Annotated in this window: 20 protein-coding genes; 13 read left to right on the forward strand and 7 right to left on the reverse strand. The window is 70.8% G+C overall.

From position 1 onward, the window contains the following. Positions 1-12: 12 nt before the first annotated feature. Entirely contained in the window at positions 13-1554 is a 1542-nt protein-coding gene (locus tag FDM97_RS01425) for a substrate-binding domain-containing protein (RefSeq protein ID WP_137988455.1), read from the reverse strand. Positions 1555-1719: 165 nt separating this feature from the next. On the opposite strand from FDM97_RS01425, the gene FDM97_RS01430 reads away from it, so the two are divergent. Then, positions 1720-2661: an NADP-dependent oxidoreductase gene (locus FDM97_RS01430; protein WP_137988456.1), complete on the forward strand. Its 942-nt coding sequence runs from the start codon at positions 1720-1722 to the stop codon at positions 2659-2661. Positions 2662-2774: 113 nt separating this feature from the next. Here the strand turns inward: FDM97_RS01430 and FDM97_RS01435 are convergent, their stop codons facing one another. Next, the gene (locus FDM97_RS01435; RefSeq protein ID WP_137988457.1) at positions 2775-3272 is read right to left on the reverse strand and encodes a MarR family transcriptional regulator; all 498 of its coding nucleotides are present in this window, start codon (positions 3270-3272) and stop codon (positions 2775-2777) included. A 122-nt stretch (positions 3273-3394) separates the two neighbouring features. Here FDM97_RS01435 and FDM97_RS01440 point away from each other — a divergent pair, with 122 nt between their 5' ends. From FDM97_RS01440 to FDM97_RS01450, 3 genes are all read left to right on the forward strand, one after another. Then, a complete protein-coding gene (locus FDM97_RS01440) occupies positions 3395-3862 on the forward strand; it encodes a MarR family winged helix-turn-helix transcriptional regulator (protein ID WP_137988458.1) in 468 nt (155 codons plus the stop codon). 108 nt (positions 3863-3970) lie between these two features. After that, complete coding sequence (locus FDM97_RS01445) at positions 3971-4870, forward strand: glycoside hydrolase family 19 protein (RefSeq protein ID WP_137988459.1); 900 nt, start codon at positions 3971-3973, stop codon at positions 4868-4870. A gap of 94 nt (positions 4871-4964) precedes the next feature. Next, positions 4965-5912 (forward strand): hypothetical protein, encoded by a 948-nt coding sequence (locus tag FDM97_RS01450; protein WP_254705453.1) that lies wholly within the window; start codon positions 4965-4967, stop codon positions 5910-5912. On the opposite strand, the gene FDM97_RS01455 is transcribed toward FDM97_RS01450, so the two are convergent. Continuing rightward, a complete protein-coding gene (locus tag FDM97_RS01455) occupies positions 5863-6099 on the reverse strand; it encodes a DUF397 domain-containing protein (protein WP_137988460.1) in 237 nt (78 codons plus the stop codon). The genes FDM97_RS01450 and FDM97_RS01455 overlap by 50 nt on opposite strands. Next, a complete protein-coding gene (locus FDM97_RS01460; RefSeq protein WP_254705454.1) occupies positions 6096-6944 on the reverse strand; it encodes a helix-turn-helix domain-containing protein in 849 nt (282 codons plus the stop codon). The genes FDM97_RS01455 and FDM97_RS01460 overlap by 4 nt, the downstream gene beginning before the upstream one ends. Before the next feature lie 144 nt (positions 6945-7088). On the opposite strand from FDM97_RS01460, the gene FDM97_RS01465 reads away from it, so the two are divergent. From FDM97_RS01465 to FDM97_RS36960, 3 genes are all read left to right on the forward strand, one after another. Beyond that, entirely contained in the window at positions 7089-7499 is a 411-nt protein-coding gene (locus tag FDM97_RS01465) for a hypothetical protein (protein ID WP_175439002.1), read from the forward strand. A gap of 172 nt (positions 7500-7671) precedes the next feature. Then, positions 7672-7920 carry a hypothetical protein gene (locus FDM97_RS01470; protein WP_349775364.1) on the forward strand — a complete coding sequence of 83 codons (249 nt, stop codon included), beginning with the start codon at positions 7672-7674 and terminating at the stop codon, positions 7918-7920. 102 nt (positions 7921-8022) lie between these two features. Continuing rightward, positions 8023-8175: a hypothetical protein gene (locus FDM97_RS36960; protein WP_349775365.1), complete on the forward strand. Its 153-nt coding sequence runs from the start codon at positions 8023-8025 to the stop codon at positions 8173-8175. 10 nt (positions 8176-8185) lie between these two features. On the opposite strand, the gene FDM97_RS01480 is transcribed toward FDM97_RS36960, so the two are convergent. Both FDM97_RS01480 and FDM97_RS01485 read right to left on the reverse strand, forming a co-directional pair. Further along, positions 8186-8641: a MarR family winged helix-turn-helix transcriptional regulator gene (locus FDM97_RS01480; RefSeq protein WP_137988462.1), complete on the reverse strand. Its 456-nt coding sequence runs from the start codon at positions 8639-8641 to the stop codon at positions 8186-8188. Next, positions 8638-9231: a DJ-1/PfpI family protein gene (locus FDM97_RS01485; RefSeq protein ID WP_137988463.1), complete on the reverse strand. Its 594-nt coding sequence runs from the start codon at positions 9229-9231 to the stop codon at positions 8638-8640. The genes FDM97_RS01480 and FDM97_RS01485 overlap by 4 nt, the downstream gene beginning before the upstream one ends. 268 nt (positions 9232-9499) lie before the next feature. On the opposite strand from FDM97_RS01485, the gene FDM97_RS01490 reads away from it, so the two are divergent. The 3 genes from FDM97_RS01490 to FDM97_RS01500 all read left to right on the forward strand — a co-directional run bounded on the left by FDM97_RS01490 (position 9500) and on the right by FDM97_RS01500 (position 12451). After that, entirely contained in the window at positions 9500-10861 is a 1362-nt protein-coding gene (locus FDM97_RS01490; RefSeq protein ID WP_137988464.1) for an aspartate aminotransferase family protein, read from the forward strand. 131 nt (positions 10862-10992) lie between these two features. Beyond that, positions 10993-11688 carry a GntR family transcriptional regulator gene (locus FDM97_RS01495; RefSeq protein ID WP_137988465.1) on the forward strand — a complete coding sequence of 232 codons (696 nt, stop codon included), beginning with the start codon at positions 10993-10995 and terminating at the stop codon, positions 11686-11688. Positions 11689-11800: 112 nt separating this feature from the next. Further along, entirely contained in the window at positions 11801-12451 is a 651-nt protein-coding gene (locus tag FDM97_RS01500) for a hypothetical protein (protein ID WP_137988466.1), read from the forward strand. 161 nt (positions 12452-12612) lie between these two features. On the opposite strand, the gene FDM97_RS01505 is transcribed toward FDM97_RS01500, so the two are convergent. Further along, on the reverse strand, positions 12613-13353 hold the full coding sequence (locus FDM97_RS01505; RefSeq protein WP_432816274.1) for an SLATT domain-containing protein: 741 nt from the start codon (positions 13351-13353) through the stop codon (positions 12613-12615). A gap of 267 nt (positions 13354-13620) precedes the next feature. Here FDM97_RS01505 and FDM97_RS01510 point away from each other — a divergent pair, with 267 nt between their 5' ends. The 3 genes from FDM97_RS01510 (at position 13621) to FDM97_RS01520 (ending at position 15344) form a co-directional block, all read left to right on the forward strand. Next, complete coding sequence (locus FDM97_RS01510; RefSeq protein ID WP_137994591.1) at positions 13621-13956, forward strand: YbaB/EbfC family nucleoid-associated protein; 336 nt, start codon at positions 13621-13623, stop codon at positions 13954-13956. An 81-nt stretch (positions 13957-14037) separates the two neighbouring features. Further along, positions 14038-14637: a recombination mediator RecR gene (gene recR, locus FDM97_RS01515; protein WP_137988468.1), complete on the forward strand. Its 600-nt coding sequence runs from the start codon at positions 14038-14040 to the stop codon at positions 14635-14637. Between the two features lie 44 nt (positions 14638-14681). Beyond that, positions 14682-15344, forward strand: coding sequence for a DUF5063 domain-containing protein (locus FDM97_RS01520; RefSeq protein WP_137988469.1), 663 nt, complete (start codon positions 14682-14684; stop codon positions 15342-15344). The last annotated feature ends 25 nt before the right edge of the window (positions 15345-15369 follow it).

The following is a 15369-nucleotide window of genomic DNA, read 5'->3' on the forward strand; positions in this document are numbered from 1 at the left end:
CCAGACGACCACTCACCCCTCGCCACAGATCCGCAGCCCCTTGGGCGTCGCACATGGCAGGTGCCCATGGGTCCGGATGACGTCCTGGCCGCTGCCCCGGCTCAGGTAGGTGAGAAAACTGGAGGTCAGCGAGTCGGCCGGGGGCTGTCCCCAGGTGTAGGCGTACTCGATCTCCCGGTACGGGTACGTCGACTCCCCTATCTCGTCCACGTTCGGCGCCCGGCCGTCGATGGCCACCCGGTGCAGGCCCTTCAGCCCGCTCCCGGCGCGGAGTTCGGTGTAGCCGATGGCCCCCGGCAGCCGGGCGACGGTCGACAACACCTGCTCCGTGCTGTCGAGTTCGCAGCGCACGACCCGGGCCGCCGGGTCGTCCTTGCTCTCGCAGTCCCGCGAGGAGTTCGCGGGCTCGTTGCGGCCGAGGACCCGGCGCTGGAAGACCTCCCGTGTACCGGAGTTGGCGTCGCGGCTGACCAGCAGCACCGGCCGGTCCGGGCCGCCCGGGATCTGCTTCCAGTTGGTGATCTCGCCCTGGTAGAGGCGGCGGACCTCGTCGAGGGAGAGATTCGTGACCGGTATCCCGTCGTTGAGGACGAGGGTGAAGAGGGAGACGGCGACCATGCTCTCGCGCAGCTGCGGGTAGCCGCCGGGCTTGCGCCCGTCGGAGAGCGCGACGACGGCCGGGGAGCCCTGACCGCCACCGGCGGCGCCGGCCGCCGCCAGTTCCCGTATGCCCGCCGTCGAGCCGTGCGCGTCCACGACGACGGTGGCGCCCTCGCAGTCCTTCTCGTACTTCTTCGCCAGCTCACGCACCACCGGTGCGAACGCGGTCGAACCGGTGACGGTGAGCGAGCCCTTGGCGCAGCCGATCGGCGGCGGGGTCTCGCTCCGGACGATGATCGTGGCCAGGGCGATCACACAGGCGGTGAGGACGATGGTGATGTTCCTGGCCACCGGGCTGAAGCGCGGCGGTGTGTCGTCGGGCGTCGTGCTGTGGTTCCGGCGGACCACGCCCTCCTTGAGACCGCCGGTGACGGTGACGGCCTCGTCGGTCACGCTCCCGGCGAGCAGCACGAGGAGCTTGAAGTGCTGACCCTGATTGAGCGGCACCTTGGGGACCAGCACGGAGCTGCCGTCCTTGCGCAGTCCGGCCGCCTCTGTCAGATGGTCCAGCAGATCCTGGTACTCGGGCGACGTGGTCGCGACGACGCCCCGCACCTGCCCGTCGCCGTAGGTGACGGTCAGCCCGTGGGTCGCGTGCTCGGGGGCGTTGTAGTCCTCGCGGCCGATGGAGAGGCCACCGTCGTTCTCCACCCGGAGCAGCACGAGACTGGCCCCGTCGGCGATGTCGGGCAGGTCGTTGAACAGCCCGATCCGCACGTTGTCGCCCGTCCGGCCCTGGCTCTGCCTGCCCAGCGGGGTGTTGAGCTGGACGCGGTAGCCGATCTGCCGGTGGCGCGGCACGCGCCGCTCGTACCAGACGACACCGGCGGAGACGAGGACACCGAGGAGCGCGGTGACCACGGCGATGACGTTCTCAGCGGTAAGCCAGTCCACGCCCGAGACGGTACGGACGTGTGTGCGGTTCCGTGGGGGAGGTCGCATCCCGCCACCTGGAGTTCTCCCTTCGTTCAGCCCTGCACGGGTTGGCGGATCAACGGTTGCCGGGGGTGTGGAGCGTGGGTGTAATGGCGACGAGGGGGCCCGTCGGAGAGGAACCCCATGCGTGTCGTCGAAGTGACCGCCTACGGCGGCCCTGAGGTCCTGAGGATGGCCCGCCGGCCCGAGCCCGAGGCCGGTGATGTCCCGGGACGGGTACGGGTGCGGCTGAAGGCCGCCGGTGTGACCCAGGCGGATCTGCGGATCCGCGCGGGCAAGTACGTCGACGAGGTCGGCGATCTCACTCCTCCGTTCGTTCTCGGGACGGACTTCGCGGGCAAGCTCCTCGATCCGGTGCCCGGCATGGCGGCCGGGACCCGCGTGGCCGGTTTCGTGCCCTGGTTCGAGGAGCTGACGGGCGAGGGCACGTACGCCGAGGTCATTCAGGTCGCCCCGGAGTGGCTGGCCCCGATCCCGGACGACGTGGAATTCACCGTGGCCGCCTCCGTCCCCCTGGCCGCGATCACCGCCTTCCAGGCCCTCGACCGGCTCGCGCTCCCGGAGGGGGCGACGCTGCTCGTCACCGGCGCCAGCGGGGTGGTGGGCCGGTTCGCGGTCCAGTACGCGGCGGCCACCGGACTACGGGTGGTGGCGGTCGCGCACGAGGGCGACGAACGCGAGCTGAAGGTCCTCGGCGCCGAGCACACCATCCCGCGCGGCGAGATGCCGGAGGTGCTCGAGAGGCTGCTGGAGTTCGCCCCGGAGCGGGTGAACGGTGTCTTCGACGGGGCCCTCGTCGGTCCCCCTGCCCTCGCGGCCGTGAAGGACGGCGGCGCCTTCGTCGCCCTCGCCGTCGACCTGACGCCGACGCCCGAACGGAACATCCGCGTCGAGACCGTCTTCGGCAGGCCGGACGCCGCCCGGCTGAAGGAGATCCTGGAGAAGGTGGCTTCCCGCGAGCTGATCACCCGGGTGGCCGACGTCATGCCCCTGGAGGAGGTCGCGGAGGCGCACCGCCGGGCGGAGGCGGGTCACCGACCCGGCCGCATCGTGCTGATGATCTGAGGCGGGGGTGGGGGCGGGGGCGGGGGGCCCCGGGGCCCGGGCCCGTCTGCTCGGGTACCGCGCCGTCGCCGGATGACCGGGCGGGGCGGTCAGGAGGTCAGGCGCTCGCGCGCTCAGGCGGTCAGTGCCGCAAGTTCCGCGTTGGCGCGCGCGGTGACCAGGGCGAGGACGCGGCCGGCGGCGGCCAGGTCCTCGGCGGGTATCCCGCCCCAGATGCGGGCGGCCATGGGGGCGGTCTCCGCGCCGACGGCGGGGATCAGCTCCCGTCCCGCATCCGTGGGGCGAAGGCGCGCTCCGTCCGCGACGAGCAGCTGCTTGGCCAGCAGCTCGTCGAGAGTGGCGCGGATGTCGGCCGGATCGGCCTTGAGCGAGCCCCGGACCTGGGTGACGAGATCGTCCGGCGTCTGCGGGGCGTCTGCGGTGACGGCGGCGCGCAGGGCGATCTGCTCCTGGAACGTGATGCCGTGCCGGGCCAGGACGTGCTCCAGGACGCCGCGGGCGGCGTAGTGGGCCAGGCCGGCGGCCCGGGCGTCGGCGAGGGGTGCGGTGGTGGTGGTGGTGGCGGTGGTGGCGGCGGCGGTGGCTGCCGTGATGGATGCAGTGGTGGTCATGGTGTTGTCCCCTGACTGCTAGGCGTGATCCGTTCGCTCTTCTAACGTTGGTGGCTCTAACGTTTATTGCGCTAATGAAGCTACATCGTTCGGACCACTAACGCAAGAGGTAATCTGCGGCCATGACGACGGACAGCGGGAGCGACGCCCCCGAGATGGACGAGAGCCAGACGCCGGCCCGCCTGCGCGGCCTGCCCAGCCGCCTCCTGGCCATGACCGCCGCGCGGGCGGACCGCCTGGTCAGTGCGGGCCTCGCGGGGGAGGACGCCCGCAAGTGGCACTACTCGGTGCTCGCCTCCCTCGACGAGTACGGCCCGACCAGCCAGGCCGGCCTGAGTCGCCGCACCGGCATCTACCGCAGTGACCTCGTCGCCGTCATCAACGAACTCGCCGAGCGCGGCCACGTCGAGCGCACCCCCGACCCCGAGGACCGCCGCCGCAACGTCATCACCCTCACCGGGCAGGGCCGCAGGCACCTCGAGCGCCTGGACGAGGTGCTGGCCGGCATCCAGGACGAGCTGATGGAGCCGCTGTCGAAGCTCGAACGCGAGCTGCTGACAAGCCTGTTGGAGCGCGTGCTGGAGCGCTGAGAAGGAGACCGGACCGGCCGCCGCCGATTGTCACAGTCGCTGGTCTAGACCTTGACAGGTCCAGACCAAAGCCGCTTCGCTGGTCTTCCCCCACGGAAGGACGAGCGCATGCTGCGACGTCTGCTCATTCTCATGTCCGCCCTCTGTACGGCCGTCGGCCTCGCCGTGTTCCTCCCCGCGGCCTCGGCAGGCGCCGCGCCCGCCTGCGTCACAGCCTGGAACTCCTCCAGCGTCTACACCGGCGGCATGACCGCCTCGTACAACGGCCACAACTGGTACGCCAAGTGGTGGACCCAGAACGAACGCCCCGGCACCGCCGACGTCTGGCGCGACGAGGGCACCTGCGGCACGGGCGGTGGCGGCGGTACGGACCCGACCCCGAGCCCCTCCGGATTCGTCGTCTCCGAAGCCCAGTTCAACCAGATGTTCCCGAGCCGGAACTCCTTCTACACCTACAGCGGCCTCACGGCGGCCCTCGGCGCCTATCCCGCCTTCGCCACCACCGGCAGCGACACCGTGAAGAAGCAGGAGGCCGCCGCCTTCCTCGCCAACGTCAGCCACGAGACCGGCGGCCTGGTCCACATCGTCGAGCAGAACACCGCCAACTACCCGCACTACTGCGACTGGAGCCAGCCCTACGGCTGCCCCGCCGGCCAGGCCGCCTACTACGGCCGCGGCCCCATCCAGCTCTCCTGGAACTTCAACTACAAGGCCGCCGGCGACGCCCTCGGCATCGACCTCCTCAACAACCCGTACCGCGTCGAGCGGGAGTCGGCCGTCGCCTGGAAGACCGGCCTCTGGTACTGGAACACCCAGAACGGCCCCGGCACGATGACCGGCCACAACGCCATGGTCAACGGAGCGGGCTTCGGCCAGACGATCCGATCGATCAACGGCGCGCTGGAGTGCGACGGCAAGAACCCGGCCCAGGTCCAGAGCCGGGTCACCAAGTACCAGCAGTTCACCCAGATCCTGGGCGTACCGACGGGATCGAATCTGTACTGCTGACACGGTTCGTCTCCGCCCCGCCGATCCGCCCCGCCGAATGACCTGAGCGCCGTTGGGAGGCGCTCACCTTGATCAATAGCCTGACGCCCGGCGCGTGACCTCGCGTCTGTCGGACAGTGAAGGTGAGCGCCCCCATGGAACTCTCGATGTCGCGGCGCGTGGCCTGGCTCCCCGCGGCGGCGTCAGCGGCATCGCGGACGAGGGCCGTACCGGCGACGGAGCCGGAGCCGGAGCCGGGACGAACGTGCTGGTCGTCCACGACAACAAGCGGACCAGGCAGCAGCGTCTGTCCCGGATCACCCACTGGGAGGGCTCCGACGGCATCTCCCCGATCGCCTGGGACGGCGCGGAACCCGTCGACCTGGAGACCATCGAGGCCATCCCCGGGATGCCGGGGGAGTACGTGGCGCTCACCGGCCGCGGCATCGTCTACCGCCTGAAGGTCAGCGGCGGCACGGCGACGGTCGTCGACTACACGCCGCTGCCCGCGATCGGCGAGGGCGACGGCTTCGAGAGCTTCGCGCTCGTCGCCCAGAACGGGAAGCTCTCCGCGCTGTGGGCGGACCGGGGAGCGGGCGCGGACCGTCCCGCGACGCTCTACGCGGCGCCGCTGACGTTCGCCCCGTGGGGGCAGGCCCAGTTCGGCGCCGTGACGCGCCGGGCCTACCGGGCGCCGTACCCGACCGACGGCGGCACGCGGCACATCTCCGACATCTCGGTGACCGACTCCGGCCGGATCATCGTGAGTTCGGCGGCGGACGCGGGCGACGGCGGCCCGTTCGACTCCGCGGTGAGTGGCGCCGGCCGGGTACGGGTCACGCTCGCGGCGGCCCCGACCGTGCTCGGGACGTTCCCGCAGTACGGGATCGAGGCCGTGGAGTGCCTGCCCGGCTCCGCCGAGGCCGTCCTCGGTACGGACGACGAGAACCTCGGCGGGTACGTACGGACCATGCCGCTCTGCGGAGCCGGACCCGGGTCGCGGTACGCGTTCCTCAGTCCTGCCAGGCGAGGAACGCGGACCAGGCGGCGGGCTCCACGGTGAACGTGGGCCCGGCGGTGACCTTGGAGTCGCGGAGGTGGACGGCGTCGGGGCAGGTGGCGACCTCGACGCAGTTGCCGCCGCCGCTGTCGCTGTACGACGACTTGTGCCAGTCGAAGGCCACTTCGACGCAGTCGCCGCCGCCGCTGTCGCTGTAGCTGGACTTGAACCAGCGCAGGTTCTCGCTCATGTCTGTACTCCCGCCAAGCGCTCGATCAGGCTCAGCGACTCACGTGGGTCCAGAGCCTGTGCCCGGATCTTCGCATACCGCTGGGTGTGCGTACTGACCTTTGCCCGGTCGGTGATCAGGAGGCTCTCGCCCTGGATCTCCAGGAAGGTCAGGCGGTCGTGATCCGGGGTCTCGATCACGTTCAGCTCGCCGCGGTCACCTGCGTACTCGCCGCCGAGACCAGCCCTTTTCGCGAGGATCTGGAAGTGGACGTTCCGGCGCCGGGCGCACTCGACCAGGTACACCAACTGCTCCCGCATGATCTCCTCTGTGCCGTACGGCCGTTCCAGTACGGACTCTTCCAGCACCAGCTCGATCAGGCACGGCGGCTTCCGGTCGAACAGCGCCTTGCGTGCCATCCGTCCTTCGACCAGTTCCTCCACCCGTTCCGGCGTCGGCTCCGGATACCCGCCCGCGATCAGCGCCCTCGCGTACTCCTCCGTCTGGAACAGGCCGTGGACGACGTGGTTCGCGTACAGGCTCAGGCCCACCGCCTTCTGCTCGATCGGTGCGTAGTCCCTGAACTGCCGCGGCAGTTTCTCCAGCCGTACCAGCTCCCGCATCTCCTCGAAGATGCCCGTTCCCTCCCCGAGCACCAGCTCCAGCTTCGTGAGCATCTCGTCGCTCACCGGTTGCGCGAGCGTCTCCAGCGCGCTGATCGCCGCGCCGGTGTAACCCATCTGCGCCCCCAACTGGTCCTGCGTCAGTCCTTTCTTCACGCGCATTCGCTTCGCCACCTGCGCCGCCATCCGCGCCGCCGGGCCCGCCGATTCCTTGTTTTCCGCTCGCGCCATCGCGATCCCCATTCGGACTCAACCGATCTCAACCGGTCTCAACTGCTCCCCGCCGAATTCGACTGCCTGCAGGGTGCGTTGGCGCAGGTCAAAGGGTTGCCGACGCGCCCTCCTCAGTCGTGGAAAACGCTAGCGGCGACGCGGGAACATGTCCTTGTGAATGCAGAGAATCGACAGGTAAACATGGATTGGATTCCAGTTTCCGGATTCCAACTCCGCAAGGCCGGCGTGCAATTCGATGCCGTACGGGTCGACGGGGACGACGGCCGCCGTCTCGCCGACTGGATGGAACAGCTCACGGGCGGCGATCCCGGCCCCGTGGTCACCGAGGCGAACGGGCGGCGAGGCGTCTACTTCCTCGTCCCGGCCGGTACGACCGCCCACCGGCCCTGGCCGCGCGGTGTGACCCGCCTCAACGCGGGTCCCGCGCACGTGAGTTACGTCCCCGTCCCCGCCCTGCGCGGCCGGACCTGGCCCCTCGCCTGGCGCTTTCCGCCGACCGGCCCGGGCCGGTTCGTGCACCCGTTGCTGCTGCGCAGCGCGGTCTCCGAGCTGCTCTCCGGATGACGTCCCCGCTGGCTAGGGTGGCGGGGCGCCCCTTGGAGGACACCGTGAGCACACAGCCGGATCACGGCGCGGAGCTGATCCCGCGTCCCGAGCGCACCCCCGACGCCCTGCGGGTCGCCCTCGCCCGCATCGCCCCGCATCGCCCCGCATCGCCCCGCATCGCCTCGCGGAGATGGAGCAGCAGAAGAACGCGGCCTTCTCTCTTGCCGTGCAGCACGACACCCTCGGCCCCATCCACGGCTGGATGGCCATCTGGGCTCGTGAGGTCGAGATCGAGCGTCGCCCGGACCTCCTTTCGCGTCGCCGCAGCGCGCTGGACGTGGTCCAGCGCACCAGCAGCAAGGAGGATCCGGCCTTCCGGTCCGCCATGGACGAACTCCGTGCGGTCGAGGACGAGGCCACGAGGTCGGCGTCCGAGTGAGCTGGAGGGGGAGTACGACCCCAGCGAGGGGTACGTGACCGGCGGTGCTCCGCCCGCATTCGTCGCCGAGGTGGAGAAGTGGCGAAGAAGGCCGATGAGCTCGTGAGGGCTGCTGCCGCCTTCTATCTCGACGGCGCCACCTACTCCGAGGTCGGGCCCAAGGGGACTGACGCTCTCGTTCCCGGCGGCATGTTCACGTACTTGGTCGTCCCTCGACACGAGTGCGTCTACATCCGCCAGGTCACCTACTGGTGACCCGAGCGGCCTACCGGTCTTCGCCTTCGATCGCGTCCAGCGCCGCCGACAGCCGTTCCAGGACCCGTGCCGTCTCCTCGATGGCCTCCAGGCCGCCCAGCTCCCGCGTCAGGCGTGCCGCGAGCTCGGCGTGGCCCGGGTCGATGCGCTGGATCGCGGCGCGGCCCTCGGGGGTCGGGGTGAGGAGCTTGGCGCGGCGGTGGGCCGGGTTCGGTGCGTACGCGGCCAGGCCCTGGGTCACCAGGAGGTCGGCGATCCGCTGGACGCTCTGGCGGGTGATGCCCATGGCACGGGCGATCCCGGACACCGGGAGGGGCTCGCGCAGGACCGCGCCCAGGACCTGCCACCAGGCGGCCGTCAGGCCGGCCGGTTCGGCCAGCTTCTCGGACACGGCGAGAAACTGGCCGTTGAGCCGGAAGACGCCGAGGGCCGTCCGGCTGAGGGCCTCCTGCTGCTCGCGGCTCACGCGTTGAGCTCTTCGTACGCCGCCGGGTCCGAGTCGTGGAAGAGGCGGTACCAGGCGTCCAGCTTCGTGCCCTCGAAGGCGCCCATCTTCCCGAGCACCTCGCGGGCGAAGGCGACCGGCTCGGTCGGGCCGGCCGTGATCAGGTCCCCGTCGGTGACCGCGTCCGTGTCGATGTAGTGCTCGCCGCCCTTGTAGCCGGTCGCGGCGAGGTAGAACGACACGGCGCTGGTGTGCGGGCGGTCGTCGAGCAGGCCCTCGCGGGCCAGTCCCGCCGTGGCGCCGCAGATGGCGGCGACGGGGACGCCCGCGTCGAGGAACCGGCGCGCCGCGGCCGCGAAGGGGGCGAGGTCGTCGCTGGTGTCCCAGAGGTCGGCGCCCGGGAGGATCAGCAGCTCGCTGTCCTCGGGGCGCAGGTCCGCGAGAGCGAGGTCGGGGGTGATGCGCAGGCCGCCGATGCTGGTGACCGGCTTGTCCGCGACCGGGCCGACGGTCTTGACCGTGAAGCCGGAGCGGGCGAGCCAGGCCGTGGCGTGGCCCGTCTCCCAGTCGGCGAGGGTGTCGTAGACGGCGAGGTGGACGGTGCGGGGCATTTCGGGGCCTCCAGCTTGTGTCGGTGCCGTTCCTTGTATGACAGAAGGCTGTCATGACGACAGGATGCTGTCAAGTGTCCGAGTCCGTGGGCACCGTACGGACCGGGAGCCTGGGCTCGCCAGGGCGCCGTCCCGTGTGCCCACCCGTCCCGCCCTGCGGGACGATTGCCCACACGGAGGGAGTCCCAGCAACCTGTCGCGTCGCCGCCGGTCTCGGTGGACAAGATGGTCATGGCCGCTCCGACCTGCACGTACCTACCCTGGCCACATGACCCCTCATGTCGAACCCGATCCCCAGGCCGGCGCGGCCGTGAAGGCCGCCGACCGCGCGCACGTGTTCCACTCCTGGTCCGCCCAGGGCCTGATCGACCCGCTCGCCGTCGCCGGCGCCGAGGGTTCGTACTTCTGGGACTACGACGGCAACCGCTACCTCGACTTCACCAGCGGCCTCGTCTACACGAACATCGGCTACCAGCACCCCAAGGTCGTCGCCGCCATCCAGGAGCAGGCCGCGAAGCTCACCACCTTCGCGCCCGCCTTCGCCATCGACGTACGCTCCGAGGCCGCACGCCTCATCGCCGAGCGCACCCCCGGTGACCTGGACAAGATCTTCTTCACCAACGGCGGCGCCGAGGCCGTCGAGAACGCCGTACGGATGGCCCGGCTGCACACCGGCCGCCACAAGGTGCTCTCCGCCTTCCGCTCGTACCACGGCGCCACCTCCACCGCGATCAACCTGACCGGCGACCCGCGCCGCTGGGCCTCCGACACCGGCTCCGCCGGCGTCGTGCGCTTCTGGGCGCCGTTCCTCTACCGCTCGCCGTTCTACGCCGAGAACGAGCGGCAGGAGTGCGAGCGCGCACTCGCGCACCTCGAGGACACCATCGCCTTCGAGGGGCCGGCGACCATCGCCGCGATCATCCTGGAGACCGTCCCCGGCACCGCCGGCATCATGACCCCGCCGCCCGGCTACCTCGCCGGCGTCCGCGAGATCTGCGACAAGTACGGGATCGTCTTCGTCCTCGACGAGGTCATGGCGGGCTTCGGCCGGACCGGCAAGTGGTTCGCCGCCGAGCACTTCGACGTCGTGCCCGACCTGATGACCTTCGCCAAGGGCGTGAACTCCGGTTACGTACCCCTCGGCGGTGTCGCCATCTCCGCCGAGATCGCCGCCACCTTCGACAAGCGGCCCTACCCCGGCGGCCTGACCTACTCCGGCCACCCGCTCGCCTGCGCCGCCGCCGTGGCCACCATCCAGGTCATGGAGGACGAGAAGGTCGTCGAGCACGCCGCCCACATCGGAGAGACCGTCCTCGGCCCCGGCCTGCGCGAGCTCGCCGAGCGTCACCCGTCGGTGGGCGAGGTGCGCGGCATGGGCACGTTCTGGGCGCTCGACCTCGTCAAGAACAAGGAGACGCGCGAGCCGCTCGTCCCGTACAACGCGGCGGGTGAGGCCAACGCCCCCATGGCGGCCTTCGGCGCGGCGGCCAAGAAGCACGGCCTGTGGCCCTTCATCAACATGAACCGCACCCACGCCGTCCCCGCCTGCAACGTCTCCGAGGCGGAGGCCAAGGAGGGTCTCGCCGCCCTCGACGCGGCGCTGAGCGTGGCCGACGAGCACACCGCGTAACAAGCACACCGCTTGACAAGCGCACCGCGTAACGAACAACACCGCGCAGTGGAACGCGCAGGGCGGAAGCGGGGCGGTTCCCTCCGTCTGGTCTAGGGTGTCCCGAAACCGGACGGAGGGGGCCGACCATCATGCCCGCGAGCGGAGCTGTCACCCGCAACACCTTGCGGCGGCAGATCGCGGACGCGCTGCGTGACGAGGTGCTCGCTGGGCGTTTGCAGCCCGGGCAGGAATTCACCGTCAAACAGATCGCGGAGCAGTACGGAGTCTCCGCGACGCCGGTACGCGAAGCCCTCGTCGACCTCTCCGCGCAAGGCCTCCTCGACTCCGACCAGCACCGCGGTTTCCGGGTGCACGAGTTCACGATCGACGACTACCGCGGGATGGTCGAGGCCCGCATGCTCGTCGTGGACGGGATCTTCCGCCGCCACGATCCCGTCGCCCATCCACTGGGTCCCGACGTCTCCCGAGGGCTCGCGCTCGTCTCCGTACGGCGCCGGGGCGAGTCCGCGGCTCGGGCGGCCCGTGCCGGGGACCTGGACGTCCTCATCGGGTACGACATCCGCTACTGGCGCGAGCTGGCCCACCTGGTGTCCGCCAACGACTACATCGCCGACTTCCTGCACCGGCTGCGGGTCCAGGCGTGGGTGTTCTCCGTGCCGTATCTGCGCTCCGACCGTGATGTGCTGGGCTGGCTGTGGAGCGGGCACGTCGACCTCGTGGACGCGCTCACGCTCGGCGACGCGGAGGCGGCGATCGCGGTCGTACGGGCGTACAACACGCAGTCGCTGGAGTGGGCGGACCGACTGGAGCGGCTCTCCCGTTGAGGGTCCACCGGGTTGACCGGGCGTGTCGAAGGGCAGGTCACCACCGGGTGTGCGGCGCGGACCGCGCCGACTACCCTGGCCGTCCCTGCAACTGACGGAGAGCGAGCCTCCCTTGGCCTGTGACCTGTGGCTGGTCCCCCTTGTCGACGTGCTGTGCCACAGCCCCGACAATCCCTTCGCCGAAGAGATCGCCGCCTACGACACGGTGCTGACCGCGTCCGGTCTGCCCACCGTCCCCGTCTTCGCGTACATGCCGGGGCTCTCCGGTGACGTCGCGCCCGTCGCCGGGTTCGACTACGACGCCCTGCACTTCCTGCGCCGCGCCTACCTGCTGCACCTGTGCGGCCTCCCGGTCGAACCGGTCGACGAGCTCGGCGGGGACTACGAGCAGCTCCTGGAAATGTTCGAGTCGACCGCGCAGCAGTCGCACCTCGTCTGGCACTACGACCACGCCGGCGCCTACGTGCCCGTGGACTTCCCGGCCCCCCTCTCCAACGACGAGCTCCTGGAGGGCGGCGGGCCGCTGGGGTCCTCGCACGGGCTGCTGCGGGAACTGGAGTTCGTCGCGCCCGCGATCGGGATCGACCCGGCCAACCCGCCGGCCGCGCCGCTGCCGCCGGAGCGGCCGACCTCGCTGGAGGAACCGGCGCAGCCGATCGCGTACGACGACAGCCCCTTCGCGCGGGAGCGCCATGTGTGGCTCGGGCTGCACGCGGCGGCGACCCGGAGCCTCGGACAGGGCTCGATGATCATCCTGAGCTGATACCGACCGAAGGAGCCGGTACCGACCGAAGGAGCCGGTACCGACCGAAGGAGCCGGTACCGACCGAAGGAGCCGGTACCGACCGAAGGAGCCGGTACCGACCGAAGAGCCGGTACCGACCGAAAGAAGGGCGCCTCCTGCCGGGGGCGCCCTCTTCGGTGTCAGCGGGGCTCGGGCGGCCGCTGCCTCGGCATGTTGGGGCGGGTGCCCGGAGGCAGCGGGAAGCGGGACGAGGGGTGCGCCCCCTCGGGGCGGGCAGCGACCACGCCCACCGACTGCAGGGCCAGCGGCGCCGGACCGGAGCGGAACTCGACCATCCAGTCCGCCGTCTCCGCCCGTACGAGCTCGGTCACGTCCTCCGAGAACCGCCGCAGCACCCCCAGGCACCGCTCCGCCGCCTCGCTCGCGGTCCCCTCCGTCGGCCCGAGGACCTCCCGTACGCTCTCCGACGCCCAGTCGAACTGCAGCGCCTGAAGTCGCCGCTGCACCGCCTGCGCCGTCGCCACGTCCCTTATCCAGCCGGACGTCAGCCCGAAGTACCGGTCGCACGCCATGCACGCCGCGCCGAGCAGCAGGGACAGATACCCCCAGCCCGCCGCCCCGTCGGCCGCGACGCCCGTGAGGTCGAGCAGCGGCAGCGCCGCGCCGGCGATGACGCCCAGCGCCGTACCGACCCGCAGCGCCCGCGCGCAGCGGCGTTTCCAGACACGGTCGGACAGGTACCACTCCGCCGTGCGCAGCGCGTTGGACTCGACCCAGCGGTACAGCTCGTCCAGCCGCTCCGCAGGCTCACCCCAGTCGCCGAGCGGGAACGGCGTCCCGGTCAGATCGCGGCTCGCGGCGGGCCGCCCGGGCCGCCCCGGCTGTTCCGGCTGCCCGGGTGGCGGCTGCGGCGGCTGCATCTCCGGCTGCTGGCTCACCGGGGCACTCCTCTGTTCAGCTCAGCGCTCGTGGCCTTCTGTGACGTGCGGTGCACGTGGTGCCTGCCCTTCCTACCGCCGAATGGTGGTCTGTGGGCCCGGAATCCCGGGATTTCCGCCCGCAAGGGGGTCTTGATCAGGTAGAGGAGCCCGCAGTTTCTCACTCGAAAGAGTTGTGGCGGCAGGCCGGGCATGGACCACGTAGGCTCGGCGTACCGAACATCTGTCGTCGAAATGCCAGGAGTGACCGTGATTCCCGGTGGTGGCCAGCCCAACATGCAGCAGCTCCTCCAGCAGGCCCAGAAGATGCAGCAGGACCTCGCGCGCGCCCAGGAGGAACTCGCCGCGACCGAGGTCGAGGGCCAGGCGGGCGGCGGCCTCGTGCGGGCGACGGTCACCGGCTCCGGCGAGCTGCGCGGCCTGGTGATCGACCCCAAGGCCGTCGACCCGGAGGACACGGAGACGCTGGCCGACCTGGTCGTGGCCGCGGTCCAGGCCGCCAACGACAACGCGCAGCAGCTGCAGCAGGCCAAGCTGGGCCCGCTGGCGCAGGGCCTGGGCGGCATGCCGGGCCTCGGCTTCTGAGCCCCCGGCGGCTCCTGGGCTTCTAAGGCGCCCCGGCAGCCACTACCGTAAGAAACAAGCACTTCTGAGAAGGGCGTTCCGTTGTACGAAGGCGTGGTTCAGGACCTCATCGACGAACTGGGCAGGCTGCCCGGCGTCGGTCCCAAGAGCGCGCAGCGGATCGCCTTCCACATCCTCCAGGCGGAACCGACCGACGTACGCCGGCTCGCGCACGCGCTCCTGGAGGTCAAGGAGAAGGTCAGGTTCTGCGCGGTCTGCGGCAACGTGGCACAGCAGGAGCAGTGCAACATCTGCCGCGACCCGCGCCGGGACCAGTCGGTCATCTGTGTGGTCGAGGAGCCCAAGGACGTCGTGGCGATCGAGCGGACGCGTGAGTTCCGCGGGCGCTACCACGTGCTCGGCGGCGCGATCAGCCCGATCGAGGGCGTCGGCCCGGACGACCTGCGCATCCGTGAGCTGCTCACGCGGCTCGCGGACGGGACGGTCACGGAGCTGATCCTGGCGACCGACCCGAACCTGGAGGGCGAGGCCACCGCGACGTACCTGGCGCGGATGATCAAGCCCATGGGACTCAAGGTCACGCGTCTGGCGAGCGGGCTCCCGGTCGGCGGCGATCTGGAGTACGCCGACGAGGTCACCCTGGGGCGTGCCTTCGAGGGGCGGCGACTGCTAGATGTATGACGACAGGGTCTGCGCGCCGGCCGCGCCCGAAGGAGGCACCCGCGATGTCTGACGCCACACTGCACGCGATCACGCAGGATCCGGACGACTTCGCGGTCCAGATCGCCGACTCGATCGAGTCCTTCATCGTGGCCACCACGGAAGTGGCCAAGGGCGACGAGCCCGACAGCGCGGTGCCCTTCCTGCTCCTGGAGATCTCCCAGCTGCTGCTGGCCGGCGGCCGGCTGGGCGCGCACGAGGACATCGTCCCGGACGAGCGCTACGAGCCCGACACGGGCCCGGAGCCGGACGTCGACGACCTGCGCGAGCGGTTCGCGGTGATGCTGGACCCGGTGGACGTCTTCTCGGAGGTCTTCGACCCGTACGAGCCCCGCAAGGCGCCCGTCCCGGCCCGGATCTCCGACAACCTCGCCGACATCGTCACCGACCTGCGCCACGGTCTGGCCCACTACCGGGCGGGCCGGACGAGCGAGGCGCTGTGGTGGTGGCAGTTCTCGTACTTCTCCAACTGGGGTCCGACGGCCTCGGCGACCCTGCGGGCGCTGCAGTCCCTCGTCGCCCACGTCCGTCTCGACCAGCCGCTGGCGGCCCTGGACGGCCTCGACACGGACGAGGACCTGGCGGAGGACGACCTCGCGGAGGAGGCGGGCAAGGTCATGGCGGAGGAGATCGCGGGCCCGCTGGGTCTGCGCACGCTGAAGAAGTAGCGCGTCCTTCCCGGCTCCCCGCGGG

This window comes from Streptomyces vilmorinianum (assembly GCF_005517195.1).
GTDB classification, from domain to species: Bacteria; Actinomycetota; Actinomycetes; order Streptomycetales; family Streptomycetaceae; genus Streptomyces; species Streptomyces vilmorinianum.

What these genes read in the sequence shown, in the direction of transcription:
- FDM97_RS01430 (WP_137988456.1), top strand. Translation starts at nt 1,720, where the DNA reads ATGCGTGTCGTCGAAGTGACCGCCTACGGCGGCCCTGAGGTCCTGAGG.
- FDM97_RS01435 (WP_137988457.1), bottom strand. Translation starts at nt 3,272, where the DNA reads ATGACCACCACTGCATCCATCACGGCAGCCACCGCCGCCGCCACCACC.
- FDM97_RS01440 (WP_137988458.1), top strand. Translation starts at nt 3,395, where the DNA reads ATGACGACGGACAGCGGGAGCGACGCCCCCGAGATGGACGAGAGCCAG.
- FDM97_RS01445 (WP_137988459.1), top strand. Translation starts at nt 3,971, where the DNA reads ATGCTGCGACGTCTGCTCATTCTCATGTCCGCCCTCTGTACGGCCGTC.
- FDM97_RS01455 (WP_137988460.1), bottom strand. Translation starts at nt 6,099, where the DNA reads ATGAGCGAGAACCTGCGCTGGTTCAAGTCCAGCTACAGCGACAGCGGC.
- FDM97_RS01460 (WP_254705454.1), bottom strand. Translation starts at nt 6,944, where the DNA reads ATGGGGATCGCGATGGCGCGAGCGGAAAACAAGGAATCGGCGGGCCCG.
- FDM97_RS01470 (WP_349775364.1), top strand. Translation starts at nt 7,672, where the DNA reads ATGGAGCAGCAGAAGAACGCGGCCTTCTCTCTTGCCGTGCAGCACGAC.
- FDM97_RS01485 (WP_137988463.1), bottom strand. Translation starts at nt 9,231, where the DNA reads ATGCCCCGCACCGTCCACCTCGCCGTCTACGACACCCTCGCCGACTGG.
- FDM97_RS01490 (WP_137988464.1), top strand. Translation starts at nt 9,500, where the DNA reads ATGACCCCTCATGTCGAACCCGATCCCCAGGCCGGCGCGGCCGTGAAG.
- FDM97_RS01495 (WP_137988465.1), top strand. Translation starts at nt 10,993, where the DNA reads ATGCCCGCGAGCGGAGCTGTCACCCGCAACACCTTGCGGCGGCAGATC.
- FDM97_RS01505 (WP_432816274.1), bottom strand. Translation starts at nt 13,353, where the DNA reads ATGCAGCCGCCGCAGCCGCCACCCGGGCAGCCGGAACAGCCGGGGCGG.
- FDM97_RS01520 (WP_137988469.1), top strand. Translation starts at nt 14,682, where the DNA reads ATGTCTGACGCCACACTGCACGCGATCACGCAGGATCCGGACGACTTC.